The sequence below is a fragment of the Parabacteroides acidifaciens genome (genome assembly GCF_003363715.1).
Taxonomy (GTDB): domain Bacteria; phylum Bacteroidota; class Bacteroidia; order Bacteroidales; family Tannerellaceae; genus Parabacteroides; species Parabacteroides acidifaciens.
Genome location: NZ_QREV01000044.1, coordinates 21,510 through 44,059 on the forward strand (window position 1 = coordinate 21,510; position 22,550 = coordinate 44,059).

The following is a 22,550-nucleotide window of genomic DNA, read 5'->3' on the forward strand; positions in this document are numbered from 1 at the left end:
TTAACTGCAAATATATAGATATTTAATCTATCTCAATCTAATAACAAACTAAATTCTTATTTTTGTGTGAATTTCAACTTTTAAATCCATTTGTCATGAAGATCCTCTGGATGCTATTCATCTGTTTGCTTCCACTTAAAGGAATCGCGGAAAGCAGTATGCGTATATATGACCTGCAATGCGAATACCAATCCGACCCGTTAGGCATCGACACGGAAACTCCGCGTTTCAGTTGGAAGCTGTCTGATGCAGCACAAACCAGGGGGCAAAGACAAACGGCTTATCAACTTCTGGTATCCGGCAGTCCTTCCCTGCTCGAACAAAACCAAGGGGACATTTGGGATAGCGGGCCCGTTACTTCCGACCAGTCCGTTCTTATCGCTTATAAAGGAAAGAAGCTTATCTCCAACCAGGTTTATTATTGGAAAGTCCGGGTATTCGACAAAGACAACAAAGCGACAGCCTGGAGTCCGGCAGCCCGTTTCTCAATGGGCTTGCTCTCCCCTTCCGACTGGAAAGGCTGCTGGATAAAACATCCGGATGCTTCCCCGGAACAGCACATCTGGTTCCGCAAAGGTTTCTCTTTGGAACAGTCGGCGGAGAATGCCTTCCTGCATATTGCCTCAATGGGCTACCACGAGCTCTATGTCAACGGCCGGAAAGCCGATGACCGCGTTCTGGCACCGGCCCTCTCCCGGTTGGACAAACGGGTATTATATGTCACTTACGACATCGCCAAACTACTAAAAGCCGGCAAAAACACAATCGCCATTTGGCAAGGGCCCGGTTGGGTGCGTTACAACTATTTCGCAAACAACATACATCCGGCCCTGCGGGCACAAACGGATATCCGGACAAAAGCCGGGAACAGCCTTTCCATCCAGACGGATAACAGCTGGAAATGCGCCGTCAGTTCAAGCTGCAACACCGGCAAATACCAGTATTTCGACATGGGCGGCGAATGTGTGGACGCACGAAAATATCAGGCAGACTGGAATATGCCCTCTTTCGACGACAACCGATGGCAGACGGCGCAGGAAACATCCCTGAATGTCACTTTATCTTCCCAGATGATGGAACCGAGCCGTATCATCGAAACACTGCCCGCCCGGAAAATAACCGATACGGTCCCCGGCATCTACAAGATCGATATGGGAAAAAACTTCACGGGATGGCTGGATATCAAGATGAACGGGATGTCAGCCGGAGATACAGTTGTAATTACAGTTGCCGACGATCCGGAAACCATACAGGATTTCGGTCAATGCAATCTCTATATCTGCAAAGGAGAGCCGGACGAATCCTTCCGCAACCGCTTTAACTTCATCGCCGGACGTTACATCAACATACAGGGTATGAAACAGCAACCCAAGCTGTCGGACATCAAAGGATACGTCATTGCGACCGATCTGCAACGGAGCGGATATTTCACCTGTTCCGACGACCTGTTCAACCGGATTTACGAAACAGACCTGTGGACCTACCGCATGTGCACGACCGAAGGGTACACCTCGGACTGTCCGCACCGCGAAAGGCTGGGATATGGCGAAGTCGCTTTTGCCACAGCCTGGGGGATCGGGTTGCCCAACTACCGCTCCGCCGCCTATTTGGCCAAACACGTGCGCGACTGGACGGATGTACAGGAATGGACCGGCTGGATACATCATACCGCCCCGCAGATAAACGAGCATTACGGCGGTCCGATGTGGAGCAGTGCGGGATTGAACATCAGCTGGGAATATTATTTGACTTACGGAGACAAACGCATCTTGGAATCCATATACGGTCCGGCCAAACAATGGCTCGAATATCTGTACCAAAACAGTGCGTGGGGCCTGCTCGAAGCGTATGCCGGAGGAGGCAAATTCTTAGGCGACTGGGCCGCACCGAAGCAAAGGAAAGAATTTGGGGGCACACCTGAATCATTCTTCTTCAACAATTGCGTCTACGCCATGAACCTGGAAACCGTTGCACAGATAGCCGATTTACTGGAGAAACCGGACGATGCAGTTCTCTACCGGAAAAGGCTGAATGCGCTCAGGAAAAAGATACAAAAACAATTCTACGACACGGAAACAGGTCTGTACATGGAAGGCAACCAGGTCCAGACCGCTTTCCCGTTATGGAGAAAGATCACGCCGGACAGCCTGTCTGCATCCGTACTCGCCCATTTCGAAGAAGAATTCACCCATAACCATCCCTACCTGGATATGGGCAGTTCCGGGCTTCCCGTCCTGCTGAAGTTCCTGACCGAAGAACAGGATTTTAACGAAGCCATGGCCGGACATCTCTCCAGCACGGACGAACCCAGCTACGGTTACTTCCTGAAACGCGGTGAAACAACCTGGCCGGAATACTGGAATGTCGATGTGCCGAGCCGCATACATACCTGCTATACGGGTATCGCTTCCTGGTTTATCAAAAGCGTGGGCGGCATCCGTCCCGATCCCTCCCATCCGGGATACCAACAGTTTATCATCAAGCCTTCCCCCATCCGGCAACTGATATTCGCACGGACAGAGACAGAATCCCTCTACGGCACGATCAAAAGTGATTGGAAAAAGAAAGACCATTTACTGGAACTTGCCATATCGATCCCTGTCAACACGAAAGCGACAGTCTACCTGCCCGCCACCTCCGCTGATAAGGTCCGGGAGAACGGTAAACCGCTTTCCGAGGCGGAAGGTATCAAGACATTAGGTGAGGCAGGAAAAAAACTGTTGATAGAGGTCGAATCCGGTAACTATACGTTCACTATGCCTCATTAAAATAAACTCAAACATATTCAAGCATATGCATATCATCTTATCTCCGGCTAAAACAATGACCGGAACATCCAAAATAAAAGCGCCGGCCGGCACAATGTCCCGGTTCAATCAAGAAGCAATCGAGATCGCACTCCACATGGCGCAATATCCTGCCGATGAATTAGGGAAACTGCTAAAGCTCAGTCCCAAGCTGATGCTGGAAAGCTACAGCCGTTTTCAAAACTTCCATTCCGCAGAAGAAAAGCCTTTACAGGCGATATTGGCTTATACGGGAGTTGTCTTCAAGCATATCAACCCCAAAGATTTCTCCGAGGCGGACTTCCTCTTTGCCCAGGATCACCTGCGGTTCGTTTCCATCTGCTACGGATTGCTCCGCCCGTTGGATCTGATCAAACCGTACCGGATGGAATATGATGTAAAACTGCCGGAATTGGGAGAAGGAAATATGTATGCCTATTGGCGTAGCCGCCAGACTGAACCGCTGATAGAAGAAGTCAAAGCCGATGACAACCTGCTGGTCAACCTCGCCAGCATGGACGTCCAGCCAGCCTTCGACTGGAAAAAGGTGGAACAATCCGTCCGCATCGTCACGCCGGATTTCAAAGTCTGGAAAAACGGTAAAGCCGAAACAATCGTAATTTACGCCAAGATGGCGCGGGGACAGATGACACGCTATATCATCAAAAACAGGATCACAAATCCGGAAGAGTTGAAAACATTCACCTGGGAAGGTTTCCATTTCCGAGAAGAACTCTCGGAAATGGATAGATGGGTCTTTTTACAAGATTAAAACTTACATTTTGCCTCGCAACGGAACACTGATTCCCATATAGAGATTCGTTGCATTGCCGCTTACCGGAAGGAACTGGGGAGTTACTTTGGTAAACATATAGTCGGAACCGATGAAGAAGTTGATCCATGACGGAGTAAAGTTCAACGCCAGACCGTATGTCTTGAATTTACTGTGGATAAATGAGTAACTCAATGTTGCTTCAAACCATCTGATCAGACGGTAATTGGCTGAAACAGTCAACTCCGTATAAGCTTTCGGAGAATACAAACGCGTAGAAGAAAGCAAGCCGAAGCCCAACTTATTTTCCAACATACGGTATTCACCCCCGATATTGATCGTAGAACGCAAGCGGGTGGTACGTCCTTCCGATGCTTTCTGCGTAAAATGGAACAGGTTCTCGAAATCGTCTTTCATCGAATTGAACTGATCGCTCATGCTCTGGGAACCTTCGGCAACATGATCGCCAATCGCCAGGTCGAAACCGTCAAAATCGAAAGTCCCGTTCACCTCGCCGAAAGTATTGCCGCTCTTATTCCAACTTACAAAACCTAAATCCAGGACCGCAGCAGACAAAGTAATATTTTCCGTCAACTGATAAGTGGCACCCAGGTCGACCCCCATACCGAATCCGCTCACCCCCGGACTGTCAAAGTCGAAGTTGCTGATATATTCACGTCCTTGTTCGTCCACTCCCATTTCCGGCACAAGTCCTTTCATGGAAGCACTCATTGTTCCGGTAGACGTTACCGACCACTTCGTATCGTTCATGACGGCACGCATATGTGTGATGTTCGCATCCATCGAGCCGACCCCCAACAGCACTTTCACTTTCCCGCCGACCGTCAGTTTCTCCGTGATCGGACGTGAATAGCCGACACCCGTTTCCAGATAAGACTCGGCATAAGCAGAGATATCATTTATATCGTAGGTTGTCCCTTCCGCACTGTTACCACGCTTCATGAACTCGAACATGGTCTTCGGCACACGCACATTTGCCAGGCCTTTCAAAGAGACGTCGACCGTCCAGAATCCTTTTCCGGCATACCATCCACCGGAAAGAATCTGCGTTCCGAAGTCTGCGTTTATCTGGTTATTATCATTCAAGTTGTTCAAAAAAGACTCGGTATTGACGGAGTTATCCATAAACGTAACCGTCTTCCCGTCTTTCGGGAACAATATATTATCGACAGCAATGCCATTCGTTGTATAAGAAGCATTGACAGCCCCCAGCACAGGGATCGACACATATCCCCTTTCCGGACGAAAAGCCGGGTTCAGCGCCGTACGCGCCGGAGAGTTTTGCATGAAATAAGCCGTTCTCAATTGCTGGGCCGAGGCAGACGCCCCGATAAAAGTCAATAAAGCCAAAGCCAACAAGCTCTTGGCCGATTTAATATATGTAGTATTCATTATATTGATGCAAATAGATTAGTAAATCAATCAAATAGAAATCCCTCCCGTTTTCTTCAGCTTCAACTTCATCGAGATCGTCTCGCCATCTTTCAACGTTTCAGCTGTTTCACGACCTTTCAGGTGTAATTTGAAATCGATATTACGGGCATTCATCATCTTAGGCATATCTGCGGCAGTAATCTCAAAAGAGATATCCCCGCTCGCTCCCTTCACATCCTGCAAAGGGAAAGAGATATTCAATTGTTCACCAAATTCATCCAGGATCAGCATTTCGATTGTCAGGTCAAAAGGCATTTCATTTGTAACCGTTCCGTAAATGGTTGCCGTTCCTCCGGAAAAAAGATAATCGACAAATGAATCATCGAAAGCCTCCTTGACATGTTCTACTGTCACCGCTTCAAAATCGGCAGCCGGCGTCAGAGGAGCCTCAAACGTATAACGGATATCGGACAAAGCACCGGCGGGAAGCTGGGCTACTTGTGAACGGTTACCCCATAAATTGAGCACAAGGTTTTCGGGTACATCCTTTATCGCATCCGGCAACTCTTTGTTCCGGCAAAATGTAAAACCGGTCATTACGGAAGAAGCATCCGGACCAATCCAGATATCCGGAGTGGACGGCGAAAAAGTAAAGAAGGAAACCGGCGAAGCAGGCTGTCCGATAATATCCAGACGACAATCCAATGTTCCGCTGTTCAAGCCGCTTTCCAACATCAAATGCGGGTCAACGAGACTCAATTTAAAGTCTTCGTCAAATAAGCCTTGCAGATCTTTCAACGAAATCGTACTGGAAGCCACAACTTCATAATCGTTATCCGCCCGGAAACCATTCTTTCGTACCTGCAACGTTCCTTGATAACGCGCTACATAGTATCCGTTTGCATCGATCTGTACAGAAGGCACTTTATATACCTTTATTACATCATCGACCGCAATCGTACCCGTGCCCAACGGGGCAACCCATTCATCTCCCACTACCAGATCGTCCGTATCGACATCCGATAAATCGTACTTGCTATCCACACATGAAGTAGCGGCACAACACAAGCACAGCACTAAAGACTGAAATAAAATTTTACCTTTCATTCTAAATATTCTAAAGTATTTGTCTTTCGAAATAAAGTCTAATCGGTTGCAAAAGTATGTAAAAGCATTCACCCGACCATACTTTTTCGCCTTGAAATTCAGTAACTCGCACGAATTGTGTTATTTCTTACGATAAAATAAGAATCCGCAAATCCAATAAATTACAAGTATAAACGTTATTAACTAAAATACTTTAAACAAGATTATATGAAACGGACCTTCAGCATATTACTCTTTCTTTTGTTGGTCATTTACGCAAAAGAAGGCTACGAACTGGCCACACAGGTTAATCCGGTGCAAAGTTTCAACACAGGTTCCCTCTCTGACGTAGCAGAAGAAGTGATTGCCATTCCGCTCGAAACAAATGCGCACTGCATACTAAGCCATGCCAGACTGGTCAAACGGGACGGAGACAACCTGTTCCTGCTCTGCCGGCAGCAACTTTACCATTTCAGTTGTTCGGGCAAGTTTATCAATCAGATAACCTATTGCAATTCTCTCTACAAAAACAATATTCTGGCATCCGACTATGTAATAGACCCGGTACACAAACAGTTGATCGTTACAGACGGACAACAACACATACAATATTATAATTATGATGGTGATTTCTTAGGCAAAATCGACCTGCCCGCCGATTATGCCGGACAGTCGTTAGGAAAGCTGGCCTACTACGACGGGCACATCTGGACGACAGTCAACAGAGCCGTCCTAAGAAAAGAATATAACAGCCAATTGTGTATGGAGCAATGGTTATATAAATTCGACACGACTTTCCACAGAGTGGAGACCCGCAAGCTGACCGTCGCCGAACTGGGACGCCTCACGATCGACTACGCCCTGGAACCGGAAGTTGCCGTTGCCAACCGGCAGGTATATGTACAAGCGCCTTCCCTTCAACCGGACGAACTATTGCAAGACACGCTCTACCTGATCAGCCGGAACAAACTGGATATTACGGACGGTTATTCATCCATCCTCCCGATACGTATAAGCAGCCGTTTCCTGGTTTCCACCCACTACAACCCGAACGACGAGGATAAGTGTTATACATTCTGTTACGACCAACAGAAAAGCCGCGCTTACAATGTGCAGGGAGGATTGGTCGACAACTTCTACGGAACCGGCAAAGTACGGGAACTACAGGCCATGGACGTCTATAGCAATTCTTATTGTTTCTACAAAAGCAGTGAGGAGGTAAAAAAGGCATTTCCGGATCGCAAGACCGGCGATAACCCGGTGGTTTTCATCGTTAAATTGAAAGCATAAAAAAGGGAGGCTTTTGCCTCCCCCTGTATATTACTCTTCGTCTTCGCTCTCGTCTTCCTTCATATTGTGGAACACGTTCTGGACGTCGTCATCTTCTTCCAGCTTTTCGATCAATTTCTCGATTCCTTCGCGCTGTTCGGCTGTGACTTCTTTCAGATCGTTCGGGATGCGGACAAATTCGCTGCTGGTGATTTCAAAACCGTTTTCTTCCAGATATTTCTGAATAGCGGAGTTCTGGGCAAATTCACCGTAAATGATTACTTCGCCTTCGTCTTCATCCAGCTCATCCACGCCGTAGTCGATCAGTTCCAGCTCCAGGTCTTCAAGCGACATATCTTCTTTCTTAACGATATGGAATACGCACTTGTGGTCGAACAGAAATTCAAGGCTACCGCTCGTACCTAACGAACCGCCGTGTTTGTTGAAATAGCTACGGACATTAGCAACCGTACGGGTCGTATTGTCTGTTGCCGTTTCCACAAAGATAGCGATACCGTGAGGACCGTATCCTTCGTAGTTCATTTCCTTATAACCGGAGAAATCCTTTTCTACAGCACGCTTGATGGCACGTTCCACATTTTCCTTCGGCATGTTCTCCTTCTTTGCGTTCTGCATCAATGCACGCAAATGAGGGTTGTTCTCAGGATCCGGACCGCCTGCTTTAGCTGCTATCGTGATTTCTTTACCCAACTTGGTAAATACACGGGCCATATTGCCCCAACGCTTAAACTTTCTTGCTTTACGGAACTCAAACGCTCTTCCCATATTTTATTGAATTATAAATTTTGATTTATGAATTATTATCTCAATTGTGCACCTAACTTCTGTTCCAGGTTTGTCTGGATCTTTTTCATGATCGCATCAATCTGTTTATCATTCAAAGTCTTTCCTTCATCCTGCAGATAGAAGCTGACAGCATAGGATTTCTTGCCTGCCGGCAGGTTCTTGCCTTCGTAAACATCGAACAGCTCGACACCTTTCAGCAGTTTACGGTCACTGTCGGTTGCGATCTTCTCGACTTCCGCAAACTGGACTTTCTTATCCAGCAACAGGGCGAGGTCACGTTTTACGGCCGGGAACTTGGAGATTTCCGAGAAAGTGACTTTGCTCTTCTTCGTCTCCTTCATCAGCAGTGTCCACGACAGTTCGGCATAATAGACTTCCGTGTCGATATCCAGCTCCTTGCAGATCTTCGGACTCACGATACCCATTGTACCCAACTGGCGGCCGGAAGCAGTCGTGATGCTCAGACCGGCTGCATATATGTCGTTAGACAGATTTCCGAAGATAACCTTCTGCAGGTTGACACCCAAGCGAACCAGGATATTTTCCACATAGGCTTTCAGCTCATACACAGACGATTTTTCGTTCGGATGCGCCCAGCTGTTATCTACGCGGCTACCGCTCACCCACAGGCCCAGACGGTAATCTTCCGTAAATTCGGCCAGCGTTTCGCCTTCCTTCTTGTTGTCGATATTGTAATCGTAGCAATTACCGAATTCAAAGAAGCGGATATTGCCGTTTTTGCGTTTCGCATTGTGCTCGATGCTTTCCAAGCCGCCGAACAGCAACGTCTGGCGCATACCGTTCAGGTCAGCACTCAACGGGTTCATCAGCATCACGCAATGAGACACCGGATAAGTAGACAAGTTATCATAGTAAGCAGAACGAGTCAGCGAGTTATTCAGAATCTCATTGAACCCGCAGCCGCAAAGCTGTTCGGAGATCAGATTCTGCAATTTGTAACTACGGTCGGTCGGAGTCTGATAGCTCAGGTTAGACTTTACGTTTTCGCTGAATTCCACGTTATTATATCCGTAGATACGGAGGATATCTTCGATCACATCCACATCGCGTTGTACGTCGATACGGTAAACCGGAACATCAATCACCAATCCTTCCGCTGTTTCGGAAACGATCTCCATTTCCAGGCTTGCCAGGATGCTCTTAACCGTCTCTGCGGGAATAACCTTGCCGATCAGCGTGTTCACCTTGTCATAAGACAGTTCCACACGATACGGGGCTACCGGAGCCGGATAGATATCCTGGATCGGACCCGTGATCGTTCCGCCGGCCACTTCCTGAATCAACAGGGCGGCGCGTTTCATAATGTCGACAGTCTGGTTAGCGTCCAAACCGCGTTCATAGCGGAAAGAGGCATCCGTATTCAGACCGAAACGACGGGCTGTCTTACGAATCCAAGTCGGATGGAAAGTTGCAGATTCCAGGAATACATTCTTTGTCTGTTCCGTCACACCGGAATCGAGTCCGCCGAATACACCGGCGATACACATCGGTTCCTCGGCGTTGCAGATCATCAGGTCGCGGTCGGTCAGCGTACGTTCTACGCCGTCGAGTGTCACGAATTTGGAACCTTCCGTTGCCGATCTTACCACAACTTTGTTTCCCTTCACCTTATCTGCGTCGAAAGAGTGCAGCGGTTGTCCTACGCCATGCAGGATATAGTTTGTAACATCTACTACATTATTAATAGGACGCAGGCCGATTACCTTCAAACGGTTCTGCAACCATTCGGGGCTTTCCTTCACGGTCACACCCTTAATCGTTATGCCCGAATAGCGCAGGCAGGCTTCCGTATTCTCGACAACGACTTCGATAGCCGGAGTCGGATCGTCGATCTTGAAAGCATCCACATCCGGACGTTTCAGGGAGGCCGGCTTGCCGTTCTGCTTCAGATAGGCAGCCAAGTCGCGGGCAACACCGAAATGAGAAGTGGCATCCACGCGGTTCGGTGTGATGTCTACTTCCAGCACATAGTCGCTCTTTACATTATAATATTCCTTAGCCGGAGTTCCTACTACCGCATCGGCCGGCAACACGATGATACCAGCGTGATCCGTTCCGATACCGATTTCATCCTCGGCACAGATCATCCCGTTCGATTCGACACCGCGAATCTTGGAACGCTTTATCGTAAAACACTCGTCGCCATCATACAATTTAGTACCGTTCACAGCCACAACCACTTTCTGTCCGGCTGCCACATTCGGAGCGCCGCAAACAATCTGCAGGGGTTCTGCGCCGACTACATTCACGGTCGTGATGTGCAGGTGGTCGGAATTAGGGTGTTCTTCACAGGTAAGAACTTCACCGATCACAAGTCCTTCCAGTCCGCCTTTAATGGTTTGAACTTCTTCTACTCCACCGGTTTCCAGACCGATCGAGGTAAGTGCTGCTGCTACTTCATCAGGCTGTAAATCAAAATCAAGATAATCTTTCAGCCAGTTGTAAGATATATTCATCGCTTTAAAATTTATTCAGTAAAGAGACGGCTCGCATAGTGCCGCCAAATTGACGGGCAAAAATACAAATAATTATTTAAAAGTCCCATCCTCAAACTCTATTAATTCGATCGGGGCTCCATTATGTTCCACTGTCCGATTCAATTCAGCCGGATTGTTGTGCGGGATCGCAAAGAAACATGTTTTATCCTAAACTGGTAAATCATCATTTATAGCTCATATTTGGTAAAAAATGAATCAATAACGGATAAACACCGATCCTCTATTGCATGTTACGGTTGTATTCTTTTCATGTCACAACTGCCTTCCTTCTATGTTACAGTTGGATTTCTTTTGTTTCACGGCTGTAACATGAATAGCGGGTAGGTATGGAAGAGGCACACATCCCGCATCGCTCATTCCATCTGCCGGGTTATTCATTCCTTTACGGCACTATAAACCCATGAAGTACTGCAATACCATTTCGCAGGCGATCTTGACGAGTCAGGTTAAGTTTTAAGAAATAGTGAACTTGTAAATGATGATTTAACGGTGTGTTTGCTCGTATTTACCGGACGCAGACGGGCGCAGATTACGCAGAGGAACGCAGACTTATTTTTTTTAAAACAATAAATGATCTGCGTTCGTCTGCGTCGTCTGCGAAATCTGCGTCCGGTAATACAAACGTAGCAACGCACCGATAAATCATTATTTATTGTTTCAAATCTGTCAAGAAGTGAACTACCTGTACTGGAAAAATCATACAATACCTTCCGGATAATAAACAACGGACAATTGACAATTGACAATTAAACCCTACCTTTGTACGAAAAATCAGAAATATAGTTTTATGCGTATAGACATACTGACCGTACTTCCAGAGATGATCGAGGGCATGGTGAATTGCTCCATTGTCAAGCGGGCACAAGATAAGGGCCTGGCAGAAATACATTTACATAATCTCCGGGACTATACCACCGACAAATGGCGGCGCGTAGACGATTACCCTTTCGGCGGCGAAGCCGGCATGGTGATGCAGATCGAACCGATCGACCGGGCAATCTCTGCCCTAAAAAGCGAACGGGAATATGACGAGGTGATTTATACCTCGCCGGACGGGGAAACATTCAACCAGCCGATGGCCAACGGCATGTCGCTATTGAACAACCTGATTATCCTGTGCGGGCATTATAAAGGAATCGACTACCGCATCCGTGAACATCTGATCACTAAGGAAATATCAGTCGGCGATTATGTCCTGACCGGTGGCGAACTGGCCGCCGCCATTATTACGGATGCGGTCGTACGCCTCATCCCCGGAGTGATCGGCGACGAACAGAGCGCCCTCTCCGACTCTTTCCAGGACAATTTGCTGGCGCCGCCGGTCTACACCCGGCCGGCCGATTACAACGGATGGAAAGTGCCGGAAGTGCTTCTTTCCGGCCATCAGCGCAAGATCGAGGAATGGCGCCTCCAGCAAGCCCAGGAACGGACTGCCCGGCTGCGCCCGGACTTATTGAAATAAACACGCTTTTATTTCTGTTCCGCTACAAAATTATAGGTGAATGTGTATTCGTATGTATTGCTTTCGGCTTCAACCCCGTTTACAGGGTTGATCTTTTCTTCGATTGTCATACCTGTGATATAATCACTGGACATTGTGTAGCGGAACGTATATTCGGCACAAACATCCGCCGCTTCGGACATATTATACCAATAAGCACGTGCAGGCAGATTCTGATTCATCAGCCCGTACATCAGGTTGACAGGAGAAACGACATCGAAGCCAACCGGCTGGAAGGTATTGATCACCCGGAACGGGAAATTGGCCGGACGCATCTGGGAACCATATTCATAGGTAATCTCTTGCTGTGGCATATAAGCATAATGAACAGCATTGCCGCCCTCCCATGTGTAGCAGTCGACATCATTCAAGTCTCTTTTTTGGTATCCCGAACCATTCTCATTCGGCCATTGGATAACCTGCGAAACCGATTTCAGCCAATTCCGTTCATAGACATAACTATTATCGATTGCCGTATATGCCGTATTACTCATATATTTATTCTCGGCCATTTCTTCCTTTCGGGCAATCACATTTCCTTTCAACGTATAAACCGTATGGACAAACGGGTTCGTCAAGGAACCGTTCTCCATCTTTACACCGTTAACGGAAATCGTTTTGTCCACAATAATATAATTATCGGTAAACTGGTGTCCTTCCTGATTCAATATAATACGGTTGATTTGCTGGTCCTGTTTGTATGTAATTTCCGCCGTGAAAAAAGTTGCGCCATTCTTCGTACAAGACACATTTGTCAGCTTGTTTAATTCCGGAATATACGGTTTGTCATCATCCCCACAGGACATAAGCCCGACAGCTACTAAAAGCATACATAATAACTTCTTCATCTCTCTTTCTTTTTATTATTCAACGTTACAAAAATAGGACATTTGCAAAAATAACGGACGAAGTAACCTATTTTAAGTAATTCTTCTTGAAGAAATACAAGCAAACCATTAGCTTTGTGGTGATATTTTGTTGCAATAAACATCTAATAACAAACATCTTACAATAAGATATAACGTAAATCATACAATATCTAAAATTTAATAACATGAGAATGAAACATCTGGCGGCGGCAGCATTGACAATATTGCTGTCTGTTTCTTGTAGCGAAAGACAACAAGATTACCCGTTCCGTAACCCCGACCTCCCTGTCGACGAGCGTATAGACGACCTCTTAAAACGTCTGACTGCCGAAGAGAAGGTCGGACAAATGATGAACTCCACACCGGCTATCGAACGTCTCGGCATCCCGAAATACGATTGGTGGAATGAAGCCTTACATGGCGTTGCACGCGCCGGACGGGCTACAGTTTTCCCGCAGGCCATCGCGATGGCGGCCACTTTCGACGACGAAGCCTTGCATGAAACGTTTACAATGGTGAGCGACGAAGCTCGTGCCAAATATCACCAATACCAGAAAGACAAAGAGTATGACCGCTATAAAGGTTTGACTTTCTGGACACCGAATATCAATATCTTTCGCGATCCCCGCTGGGGCCGGGGCATGGAGACATATGGAGAGGACCCGTACCTGACAGAACGTATGGGTGTTGCCGTTGTCAAAGGCTTGCAGGGCGACGATCCGAAATATTTCAAGACACACGCCTGTGCCAAACATTATGCCGTCCACAGCGGACCGGAATGGAACCGCCACGAATTTGACGTGACAGTTACTCCGCGCGACCTGTGGCAAACCTATCTGCCGGCATTCGAAGCATTGGTCAAAGAGGGAAACGTACAGGAAGTCATGTGTGCCTACAACCGCTATGCCGGCAAACCTTGCTGCAGCAGCGATAAACTGCTGATCGACATCCTGCGCAACAGTTGGGGATATGAACATATCATTCTCTCCGACTGCGGCGCCATCAACGACTTCTGGCAACGGGACAAAAACACACCTCGCCACGAGACACATCCGGATGCCGAAAGTGCTTCGACCGACGCCGTATTGAGCGGGACAGACCTGGAATGCGGAAACAGCTACCGGGCACTGATCAAAGCGCTGAAAGACGGCAAGATCACGGAAAAGGACCTGGATGTTTCACTCCGCCGCCTGCTGAAAGGCCGTTTCGAGCTGGGTATGTTCGACCCGGACGAACGGGTTCCATACGCCCAAATCCCGTACAGCGTGGTGGAAAGCCCCGAACACGTGGCACAAGCGCTCGAAATGGCGCACAAAAGTATGGTGCTGCTGAAAAACAAGAACAACACACTTCCGCTCAGCAAAGCGATCAAAAAGATTGCAGTCGTAGGTCCGAATGCGGCCGACTCGACGATGCTTTGGGCTAACTACAACGGCTTCCCAAGCCATACCGTGACCATACTGGAAGGCATCCGCCGGAAAGTACCCGGTGCAGAAGTGATCTACGAATTGGGCTGTAACCATGCTGCCGATTTCGTTATGAAAAATCTGGAAAGCAACATTACCTCTCCTGCCGGACAGGGTTTTGCCGCCGAATTCTTTAACAACACGGATTTTGAAGGCGAACCGGCTTATAAAGGAACGGCAAGCCGGCTGCATTACACCACCGGAGGCAACACGCAGTTTGCCCCGAATGTCAACCTGACAAATTTCACCGCCCGTTTCACCGGCGAATTTGAGGCTCCGGAAACCGAAGCGGTCGAAATCAAAATCTCCGGTAACGACGCTTTCCGCCTCTTCATCGGAGAAGAAAAGGTCGCTGAAATGTGGGAAAACGAATACGGAGGCGAAAAGACTTATATACTGAATGCCGAGAAGGGGAAGAAATATCCTGTCAAGATCGAATATATGCAGCGTATAGGCAGCGCAGACCTCAACTTCGAGATCGGAACGCGCCAGGCGGTCAACTACGCTGCTACGGCTGCCAAAGTGAAAGATGCCGATGTGATCGTCTTTGCCGGCGGTATCTCTCCGCGCCTGGAAGGTGAAGAAATGCCGGTCAACGTAGAAGGATTCAAGAAAGGCGACCGTACCAATATTGAAATCCCGAAAGTACAGCAGGAAATGGTAAAAGCCCTGAAAGCGACAGGGAAGCCGGTTGTCTATGTGCTTTGTACCGGTAGCGCACTGGCCTTGAACTGGGAAGATGCCAATATCGACGCAATCCTGAATGCCTGGTACGGCGGACAGGAAGCAGGGACAGCCGTAGCCGACATTCTGTTTGGCGACTACAATCCGTCAGGCCGTCTGCCAATCACGTTCTATAAATCGATTGACCAGTTGCCGGACTTCCAGGATTACAGCATGAAAGGACGTACGTATCGTTACATGACGCAAACGCCGCTTTATCCGTTCGGATACGGCTTGAGCTACACCAATTTTGCTTATCGGAATGCGAAGCTCTCCTCCGGCAAGATCACGAAAGACCAGTCTGTAACGCTTACATTCGACATTGCCAACACCGGTAAAATGGATGGCGACGAAGTGGCACAGATTTACATCAAGAATCCGAACGATCCGGAAGGACCGATCAAGGCGCTGAAAGCATTCGCCCGCGTCAACGTAAAAGCCGGAAACACGCAGGAAGTAAACATCGATTTGTCTCCGAAAGCCTTCTATTCTTTTAATGACAATACGCAAACAATGGAAGTTCGCCCGGGAAAATACCAAATCCTGTACGGCGGTTCATCGGATGACAAGGCTTTGCAAAAGATAGAGTTGGAGATTGAATGATTTCCGGTAATGGAAGTCCAGTAAAAACGACAGTTCTCACCCCAGGGCATAAAGCCCTGGGGTATATTTCATTTGTTTATTATTTACTTGTGCATTTTCTTAAATATCTGTAGCATCGTTGCAGGAGCGAGCGCATCCATATCCACTAAATCAAGTGATTTGACCATGTGTAACGTTTCGGTCTTGTATTTCTGAAAATGGGCGGTCTTAATGTGATGTTTATATGCTTCATCCGAGGCATAAATTTCAAGTATGCGTATCTGGCAAGAATCCCGTTTTAACTGCATCGGGTAAATACAAATTACCCCCGGTTCCTCACAAACGGATGTTACACCTACCGTACGAGCATATTGCAGGTATTCATCGAGATATTGTGGATAGACCTCAATTTCGGAAATACGCACAAGCATCTTGTCGGTATTTACTACCTGTGCCGATAAATGGAATGATGCTACCATAAGCGATAAGATGATCAGAATGTTCTTTTTCATTTTCTATCTAATTTTCGGACATTTCTTGAGAATATCATTTCGACAGACGAAAGATAGTTCTCCGTCCGTCTCCAGATAATGCAAAATTAGATGCTTTCAAATTGATAGCCGCTATACAGATTACTGATTCTTCGACCATTTTTACGGATTCCGCACTTGATGTATCGGATAATTCAAAACACAAAAAGCCCTGTAAAGACGACACCGTAATTCTGTTGAAAAACAAGGCATCGTGCTTACAGGGCTTTATTCTTTTTCGATACAATCCTGTTCCCGAGGCTCACACCTTGGGCTGGGAACTGTCGTACTTACAGGACTCTATCCGATATATGTTTCCATAAACTTGGCACCCGGGACCGGTGAGATCGTTACCACATCGGTATCGGCCGGTATCAGCACCGTCTGTCCCTGATGGATATAGATTTCATTTCCCTTATTGTCGCGGATGGAAGCTTTGCCTTCCATGCAAATATAGACAACAAAAGAATCCAGTTCGGAGAAATTGCGCACCATGATCGTGTCGATATCCAACAGGTTCGTCGTGAAATATTTGCAGCTTGCCAGTTCTACGGTTGCATTCGTATGTGCCTTGTAGTGGGTGCGGTAATCCGGATACAGCGTATAGTCGATCGCATCCTTTGCCAATTCGGTATGCAGTTCACGTCCTTTTCCGTCCGGGCCTTTGCGGTCGTAGTCGTAAATACGGTAGGTGATGTTACTTGTCTGCTGTATCTCGGCGATGAAGCAACCGGAACCGATCGCATGTACACGGCCGGCAGGCAGGAAGAACACATCGCCCGGAGAGACTTCATAACGCTGCAAGACATCCATGATCGTATTGTCTTGTACACGTTTCACATACTCGTCGGCATCGATTTGTTGGGAGAAACCGGAATATAAGCCGGCGCCCTTGGCTGCCTTTATCACATACCACATCTCTGTCTTGCCGAAAGAGTTATGACGTTTTTTAGCCAGTTCATCGTCCGGATGCACCTGGATAGACAAATCGTCGCGTGCATCGATAAACTTAATCAACAGAGGGAAAGTTGAACCGAACTGTTCCACCACCTTTTCGCCCAACAGCTGCGGGCCATACGTACGGATCAGTTCGTCCAGCGTCTTGCCTTCCAACGCGCCATTATCAACGACGGAATAATTACCCTCCACGTGTGAAAGTTCCCAACTTTCGCCAATGCCGTCCTGCACCGGAGTGATGCCCTTAAACGGGCAGATATCGGAGCCTCCCCAGATTATGTTCTTAAGGATAGGCTTAAATGTCATAGGATATAACATACTTACGTTTCTGTTTTTATAGCCTTATTTATTTTGTTACTTTTACCTTTCTCAATACAACAGCGCTACGGGCCGGAATGTATAATTTGAGCCATTCTTTTTTCTCTTTTTTATACAATGGGTCGAGTTGTGTGAAATGACGGATAGAATCGTCCGAAAGTCCGAAACCGCCAAAACGGGTCGCGTCAGTATTCAAAAGCACTTCATATTCGCCTTTGGGAACCAGGAACCCGTAATCGGTAAATGACTTTGTCGGATTGAAATTGAAGACGAAAACCAAATCTTTGCGCATATAGGCCAGAATCTGATCGCCGTCGTTATCCCATACTTTCTGTATCGGAGTGGACTGGAAATTCTTCACACTGCGGATTATCTCCAGCATCTCACGGTCAAAATCGCCCAGATAATGGTACTTCAGATCCATATTATCCACCAGTTCCCACTGGCGACGGGCATATTTATAAGACCAGCCGTTTCCTTCACGCGGGAAATCGATCCATTCGGGATGCCCGAACTCATTTCCCATAAAGTTCAGATAACCGCCGTTAATGGTAGATGCCGTAACCAAGCGGATCATCTTATGCAAAGCGATACCACGTTCGACTGTCAGGCTATGATCGTCTTTCTGCATATGCCAATACATATCTGCGTCGATCAGGCGGAAGATAATCGTCTTATCGCCTACCAACGCCTGGTCATGGCTTTCTGCATAACTGATCGTCTTCTCGTCCGCACGGCGGTTGGTCGTTTCCCACCAGATGGAAGAGGGATGCCAGTCTTCGTCTTTCTTTTCCTTGATTGTCTTGATCCAGTAATCCGGGATGTTCATCGCCATACGGTAATCGAAGCCGTAACCTCCATCTTCATATTTGGCAGCTAACCCCGGCATTCCGCTCACCTCTTCGGCAATCGTAATAGCATTCTTATTGACTTCGTGGATCAGCTTATTGGCCAATGTCAGATAGGCGATAGCATCACCATCCTGATGACCGTTGAAGTAGTCACCGTAATTACAGAATGCTTCACCCAGCCCATGGCTGTAATAAAGCATGGAAGTCACCCCGTCAAAACGGAAGCCGTCGAATTTATACTCGTCCAACCAGAACTTGCAGTTCGACAACAGGAAGTGAAGCACTTCGTTTTTACCATAATCGAAACAGAGGGAATCCCACGCCGGATGCTCACGACGGGAACCGCCCAGGAAATATTGAGTATAGGAACCGTCAAAGCGTCCCAAGCCTTCCACTTCGTTCTTTACGGCATGGCTATGGACAATATCCATAATCACTGCGATCCCCATGCCATGGGCGTCATCGATCAGGTGTTTCAGCTCTTCCGGCGTCCCGAAACGGGAAGATGCGGCAAAGAAGCTGCTGACATGATAACCGAACGACCCGTAATAGGGATGTTCCTGAATGGCCATGATCTGAATGGCGTTATACCCTTCTTTTGCAACGCGGGGCAACACATTCCGGCGGAACTCGTCATACGTGCCGACCTTTTCTTCGTTGGAAGACATACCGATATGGCATTCGTAGATCAACAGCGGGGAGACATCCGGTTTGAACCGTTTGTTCCTGAATACATACGACTCTTCCGGATTCCATACCTGTGCACTGAATATTTTGGTATTCTCATCCTGAACGACGCGCCGTATCCATGCCGGGATACGTTCTCCGCTGCCACCTTCCCACTCTACCAAGAGCTTGAACAGGTCTTCATGATGCAATAAATCTTCCGCAAGCGTGATCTCCCAAACGCCATTGCCCAACCGTTTCAGTTTATACTGATCTTCTTTCTTCCAGTCATTGAAAGTACCGATCAGATAGATAGCAGTGGCATTGGGCGCCCATTCGCGGAACACCCATCCAGTCTTTGTTTTATGCAACCCGAAGTAAAGATACCCGGAAGCCATTTCCGACAACGTCTGTCTGCCGTTACCCGTCAGGCTCTTCTCTTTGTTTACCACATATTGGTACCGTCCTTCTATTGCCTCCTTGTAGGGGGCCAGCCAAGGGTCATTCTTTATTAGATTTAGCGACTCCATGATTTTTTGAGATTGGTTTCGCACAAAGATAGAAGAAAAAACTAACAATGCCGCAAAAACAAGGCCATTAATAAAGTTTCACCAGCGAAATACTAAATATTTAATTCCTTTTGTTATTTTTGCATGAAACCGTTTATTGTTGGCAGATGAGTAAAGGAACAAAGAGTATAGCCTTTTATTTGATGATGATCCTGGTCTTTGGCTCGCTTATGTATTTTATAGTCAAAGAAGGAGAAGGCCGGCAGGTCGAAACAGCGATCCAGTCGATGCAGAATCCCCCTAAAAATATGGGGGAAGGCTTCTTTGTGTTTTTGGATTCCGTCACCCATCACATCCAGTCATCCATTGGAATACTTCTTTTACAGATCATTACGATATTGATCGTCTGCCGCCTGTTCGGCTGGCTGTTTCAAAAGATCGGGCAACCGACCGTTATCGGCGAGATCGTGGCAGGTATCGTACTCGGCCCGTCGGTTCTCGGACATCTTCTGCCGGGAGTATCCGCATTTCTTTTTCCTCCTGAGTCCTTAGGCAATATCACTATATTGAGCCAATTCGGCCTGATTCTTTTTATGTTTGCCATCGGGATGGAGTTAGATATCGGCGAAGTCCGGAAGAAGCTGAAAGAAACGATACTGATCAGCCATACGAGCACGATCGTTCCGTTCTTTTTCGGTATGCTTACCGCCTATTATGTCTATGAATCCTACGCACACAAAGGGACGCCTTTCCTCTCATTCGCCTTATTCATAGGGATTGCCATGAGTATCACGGCTTTCCCCGTGTTAGCGCGTATCATCCAGGAAAAGGGGCTGACAAAAACACATTTAGGGACAATCTCATTAGCAAGCGCCGCCAATGGAGATATCACGGCCTGGTGCCTGCTGGCTGTCGTAATTGCCATTGCTCAGGCCGGCAGTATGCTGAGCGCCGTCTACAATATATTGTTCTCCATCCTCTATATCCTGTTCATGTTCTTCGCCGTACGTCCTTTTTTACGGATGATCGGGCATATCTACCATAATAAAGAGGTAATAGACAAAGCGCTGGTGGCATTGATGTTCCTGTTGCTGATTGTCTCCTCCTATTTTACCGAGATATTAGGACTGCACGCCCTTTTCGGCGCTTTTATTGCCGGTGTGGTCATGCCGGGAAACATCAAATTCCGCAAGATCATGACAGAGAAGGTCGAAGATGTGTCGTTGGCGCTCTTCCTGCCGCTCTTCTTCGTTTCGACCGGGTTGCGTACGGAGATCGGGCTGTTGAACACTCCGGAGCTTTGGGCGATGTGCGGCATCTTCATCGTTGTCGCTATCATCGGAAAATTCGGGGGCGCCATGTTCTCGGCACGCTTCGTGGGGGAAAGTTGGAAAGACAGCCTCTATATCGGGGCGTTGATGAACACGCGCGGTCTGATGGAATTAGTCGTTCTGACGATCGGTTATGAAATGAAGATATTGCCGCCTTCCATATTCGTCATGTTGGTATTGATGACATTGGTCACGACATTCATGACCACTCCGTTGGTCTCCTTTATCCGGTTCTGTTTCAAGACCCGGGAGAAGCTCAAGGGACATCAGCAATATGCAGAGCCTACCGGCGGGGCATTTAAAGTCCTGCTTTCGTTCGGACGTGCCGGAAACGGACAGATCATGCTCGATGTCGCCCACCAGATGTTTGCCCGGGGAAAGAAGAAACTCGATTTGACAGCCTTGCACCTAACCGTAGGTTCCGATGTCAACCCGTTGCACACGGACAACTTCGAGGAGGTCAGCTTCGGTCCTATCCTGTATGGCGCCAAGAAGTTAGGTATGCAGATACACACCCGCTACGAGGTGTCTAACAATGCCGGCCAGGACATCTGCGACATTGTGAACAACGAAGGATTCGACTTCCTCCTGGTCGGCTCCGGCATCTCTATGAGCGATTCTCCCGACGATATTGCGGCAACCCGTTATCGCGCTTCTTTCTACAACCGTTACTTCAAACGGCTTAAAGCGCCCGAATCCTGGTTTTATCCCGGTGCTCTGCTGAAAGACAAAACCAAGATGTTCATAGCACGCAGTAACTGCGATGTCGGCGTATTCATCAACCGTAATTTCGTTAAAGCGACTCATGTGTTAGTGATCATCAGCACGGAAGAAGACCTCTTCTTGCTGGATTACACAAGCACGTTGCTGAAAACGACTCACAGCTCCGTCGGCATTGTGAACAAGGCAAGCACGACAACACCGGGTTATGACAAAATCGTTAAGACAATCGAAGATTTCACGGCATCGACTCCTCAAACAAGCCTATTGTCAGACAAGGACCTGACACCCGGTTTATTCAGCGGTTACAACTTTATGCTGATCGGTTACAATACCTGGAACGACGTATCAGAACACCGCAAAGAGGCACTTCAGAAAATGCCGTCGACATTGATTTTGAGCAAAAATCAGTACGAACAGAAATGAGAAATTACAATAACCCCCTTTTTGAGCCATTTTTCTATTTCATCTGAAATCTTGATCCATTTTGAATTGACTTTTTTCACGGTTTTAACGCTCCCGGCTGACACTCTATAAAAAGAGATGCCGAGCCCATTCCAAAAAGCGTGCAATTTGATTACCGAAAACCGGAAACGCCGGCAAAGTGATAAAGCTTAACTCCCGGAGAATCGAATATTTGAAAATAAAACGGACGGCGTTCCAAATATCGCAAGGAAATTCAGGGGCTTTTTTGCCCTTATGACGGTCCTCTTTTCAATTATGACCGTCCTAATCGCCATTACGACCGTCCTAATCTTCGCGAGGTGCCGAGTGCACTACCTATTAGCACGGTCGTAATGGCAAAGAGGACGGTCGTAAATGTTGGAAACGCTCTAAAAAGGTGAAAAAGTACCTTTTTGAGGTCAAAAAAGTGGATTAACATTTGTTTGGTT

At 47.5% G+C, this 22,550-nt stretch carries 14 protein-coding genes; 6 read left to right on the plus strand and 8 right to left on the minus strand.

What is annotated here, in order from left to right; all coding sequences use genetic code 11:
• Window positions 1–95: 95 nt before the first annotated feature.
• Both DWU89_RS15475 and yaaA read left to right on the plus strand, forming a co-directional pair.
• Window positions 96–2,768, plus strand: a complete 2,673-nt coding sequence (locus tag DWU89_RS15475; RefSeq protein ID WP_115500536.1) for a family 78 glycoside hydrolase catalytic domain — start codon at window positions 96–98, stop codon at window positions 2,766–2,768.
• Between the two features lie 25 nt (window positions 2,769–2,793).
• On the plus strand, window positions 2,794–3,558 hold the full coding sequence (yaaA, locus tag DWU89_RS15480) for a peroxide stress protein YaaA (protein WP_115500537.1): 765 nt from the start codon (window positions 2,794–2,796) through the stop codon (window positions 3,556–3,558).
• A 3-nt stretch (window positions 3,559–3,561) separates the two neighbouring features.
• Here yaaA and DWU89_RS15485 read toward each other — a convergent pair whose 3' ends face one another.
• Together DWU89_RS15485 and DWU89_RS15490 are read right to left on the minus strand one after the other, a co-directional pair.
• A complete protein-coding gene (locus tag DWU89_RS15485; RefSeq protein ID WP_115500538.1) occupies window positions 3,562–4,971 on the minus strand; it encodes a DUF5723 family protein in 1,410 nt (469 codons plus the stop codon).
• A 30-nt stretch (window positions 4,972–5,001) separates the two neighbouring features.
• Window positions 5,002–6,060 carry a DUF4621 domain-containing protein gene (locus DWU89_RS15490; RefSeq protein ID WP_115500539.1) on the minus strand — a complete coding sequence of 353 codons (1,059 nt, stop codon included), beginning with the start codon at window positions 6,058–6,060 and terminating at the stop codon, window positions 5,002–5,004.
• Between the two features lie 207 nt (window positions 6,061–6,267).
• Between DWU89_RS15490 and DWU89_RS15495 the strand changes: the two genes are divergently transcribed.
• Window positions 6,268–7,329 carry a 6-bladed beta-propeller gene (locus DWU89_RS15495; RefSeq protein ID WP_115500540.1) on the plus strand — a complete coding sequence of 354 codons (1,062 nt, stop codon included), beginning with the start codon at window positions 6,268–6,270 and terminating at the stop codon, window positions 7,327–7,329.
• A gap of 30 nt (window positions 7,330–7,359) precedes the next feature.
• On the opposite strand, the gene DWU89_RS15500 is transcribed toward DWU89_RS15495, so the two are convergent.
• On the minus strand, window positions 7,360–8,094 hold the full coding sequence (locus DWU89_RS15500; protein WP_115500541.1) for a YebC/PmpR family DNA-binding transcriptional regulator: 735 nt from the start codon (window positions 8,092–8,094) through the stop codon (window positions 7,360–7,362).
• A 35-nt stretch (window positions 8,095–8,129) separates the two neighbouring features.
• On the minus strand, window positions 8,130–10,592 hold the full coding sequence (gene pheT, locus DWU89_RS15505; RefSeq protein ID WP_115500542.1) for a phenylalanine--tRNA ligase subunit beta: 2,463 nt from the start codon (window positions 10,590–10,592) through the stop codon (window positions 8,130–8,132).
• 829 nt (window positions 10,593–11,421) lie between these two features.
• Here pheT and trmD point away from each other — a divergent pair.
• Window positions 11,422–12,096, plus strand: a complete 675-nt coding sequence (gene trmD / locus DWU89_RS15510) for a tRNA (guanosine(37)-N1)-methyltransferase TrmD (protein WP_115500543.1) — start codon at window positions 11,422–11,424, stop codon at window positions 12,094–12,096.
• Between the two features lie 8 nt (window positions 12,097–12,104).
• Here the strand turns inward: trmD and DWU89_RS15515 are convergent, their stop codons facing one another.
• A complete protein-coding gene (locus tag DWU89_RS15515; RefSeq protein ID WP_115500544.1) occupies window positions 12,105–12,983 on the minus strand; it encodes a DUF5032 domain-containing protein in 879 nt (292 codons plus the stop codon).
• 206 nt (window positions 12,984–13,189) lie between these two features.
• Between DWU89_RS15515 and xyl3A the strand changes: the two genes are divergently transcribed.
• Window positions 13,190–15,796: a xylan 1,4-beta-xylosidase gene (gene xyl3A, locus DWU89_RS15520; protein ID WP_115500545.1), complete on the plus strand. Its 2,607-nt coding sequence runs from the start codon at window positions 13,190–13,192 to the stop codon at window positions 15,794–15,796.
• An 83-nt stretch (window positions 15,797–15,879) separates the two neighbouring features.
• Here xyl3A and DWU89_RS15525 read toward each other — a convergent pair whose 3' ends face one another.
• The 3 genes from DWU89_RS15525 to DWU89_RS15535 form a co-directional block, all read right to left on the minus strand.
• A complete protein-coding gene (locus DWU89_RS15525) occupies window positions 15,880–16,287 on the minus strand; it encodes a putative quinol monooxygenase (protein WP_115500546.1) in 408 nt (135 codons plus the stop codon).
• A 318-nt stretch (window positions 16,288–16,605) separates the two neighbouring features.
• Window positions 16,606–17,580, minus strand: a complete 975-nt coding sequence (locus tag DWU89_RS15530; protein WP_115500547.1) for a type I phosphomannose isomerase catalytic subunit — start codon at window positions 17,578–17,580, stop codon at window positions 16,606–16,608.
• Window positions 17,581–17,608: 28 nt separating this feature from the next.
• Window positions 17,609–19,627: an alpha amylase C-terminal domain-containing protein gene (locus tag DWU89_RS15535; protein ID WP_115500548.1), complete on the minus strand. Its 2,019-nt coding sequence runs from the start codon at window positions 19,625–19,627 to the stop codon at window positions 17,609–17,611.
• 146 nt (window positions 19,628–19,773) lie between these two features.
• On the opposite strand from DWU89_RS15535, the gene DWU89_RS15540 reads away from it, so the two are divergent.
• Entirely contained in the window at window positions 19,774–22,083 is a 2,310-nt protein-coding gene (locus tag DWU89_RS15540) for a cation:proton antiporter (RefSeq protein ID WP_115500549.1), read from the plus strand.
• The last annotated feature ends 467 nt before the right edge of the window (window positions 22,084–22,550 follow it).

Excerpts from the sequence above, each read along its gene's own strand:
- DWU89_RS15475 (WP_115500536.1), top strand. The coding sequence starts at position 96 with ATGAAGATCCTCTGGATGCTATTCATCTGTTTGCTTCCACTTAAAGGA.
- yaaA (WP_115500537.1), top strand. The coding sequence starts at position 2,794 with ATGCATATCATCTTATCTCCGGCTAAAACAATGACCGGAACATCCAAA.
- DWU89_RS15485 (WP_115500538.1), bottom strand. The coding sequence starts at position 4,971 with ATGAATACTACATATATTAAATCGGCCAAGAGCTTGTTGGCTTTGGCT.
- DWU89_RS15490 (WP_115500539.1), bottom strand. The coding sequence starts at position 6,060 with ATGAAAGGTAAAATTTTATTTCAGTCTTTAGTGCTGTGCTTGTGTTGT.
- DWU89_RS15495 (WP_115500540.1), top strand. The coding sequence starts at position 6,268 with ATGAAACGGACCTTCAGCATATTACTCTTTCTTTTGTTGGTCATTTAC.
- DWU89_RS15500 (WP_115500541.1), bottom strand. The coding sequence starts at position 8,094 with ATGGGAAGAGCGTTTGAGTTCCGTAAAGCAAGAAAGTTTAAGCGTTGG.
- pheT (WP_115500542.1), bottom strand. The coding sequence starts at position 10,592 with ATGAATATATCTTACAACTGGCTGAAAGATTATCTTGATTTTGATTTA.
- trmD (WP_115500543.1), top strand. The coding sequence starts at position 11,422 with ATGCGTATAGACATACTGACCGTACTTCCAGAGATGATCGAGGGCATG.
- DWU89_RS15515 (WP_115500544.1), bottom strand. The coding sequence starts at position 12,983 with ATGAAGAAGTTATTATGTATGCTTTTAGTAGCTGTCGGGCTTATGTCC.
- xyl3A (WP_115500545.1), top strand. The coding sequence starts at position 13,190 with ATGAGAATGAAACATCTGGCGGCGGCAGCATTGACAATATTGCTGTCT.
- DWU89_RS15525 (WP_115500546.1), bottom strand. The coding sequence starts at position 16,287 with ATGAAAAAGAACATTCTGATCATCTTATCGCTTATGGTAGCATCATTC.
- DWU89_RS15530 (WP_115500547.1), bottom strand. The coding sequence starts at position 17,580 with ATGTTATATCCTATGACATTTAAGCCTATCCTTAAGAACATAATCTGG.
- DWU89_RS15535 (WP_115500548.1), bottom strand. The coding sequence starts at position 19,627 with ATGGAGTCGCTAAATCTAATAAAGAATGACCCTTGGCTGGCCCCCTAC.
- DWU89_RS15540 (WP_115500549.1), top strand. The coding sequence starts at position 19,774 with ATGAGTAAAGGAACAAAGAGTATAGCCTTTTATTTGATGATGATCCTG.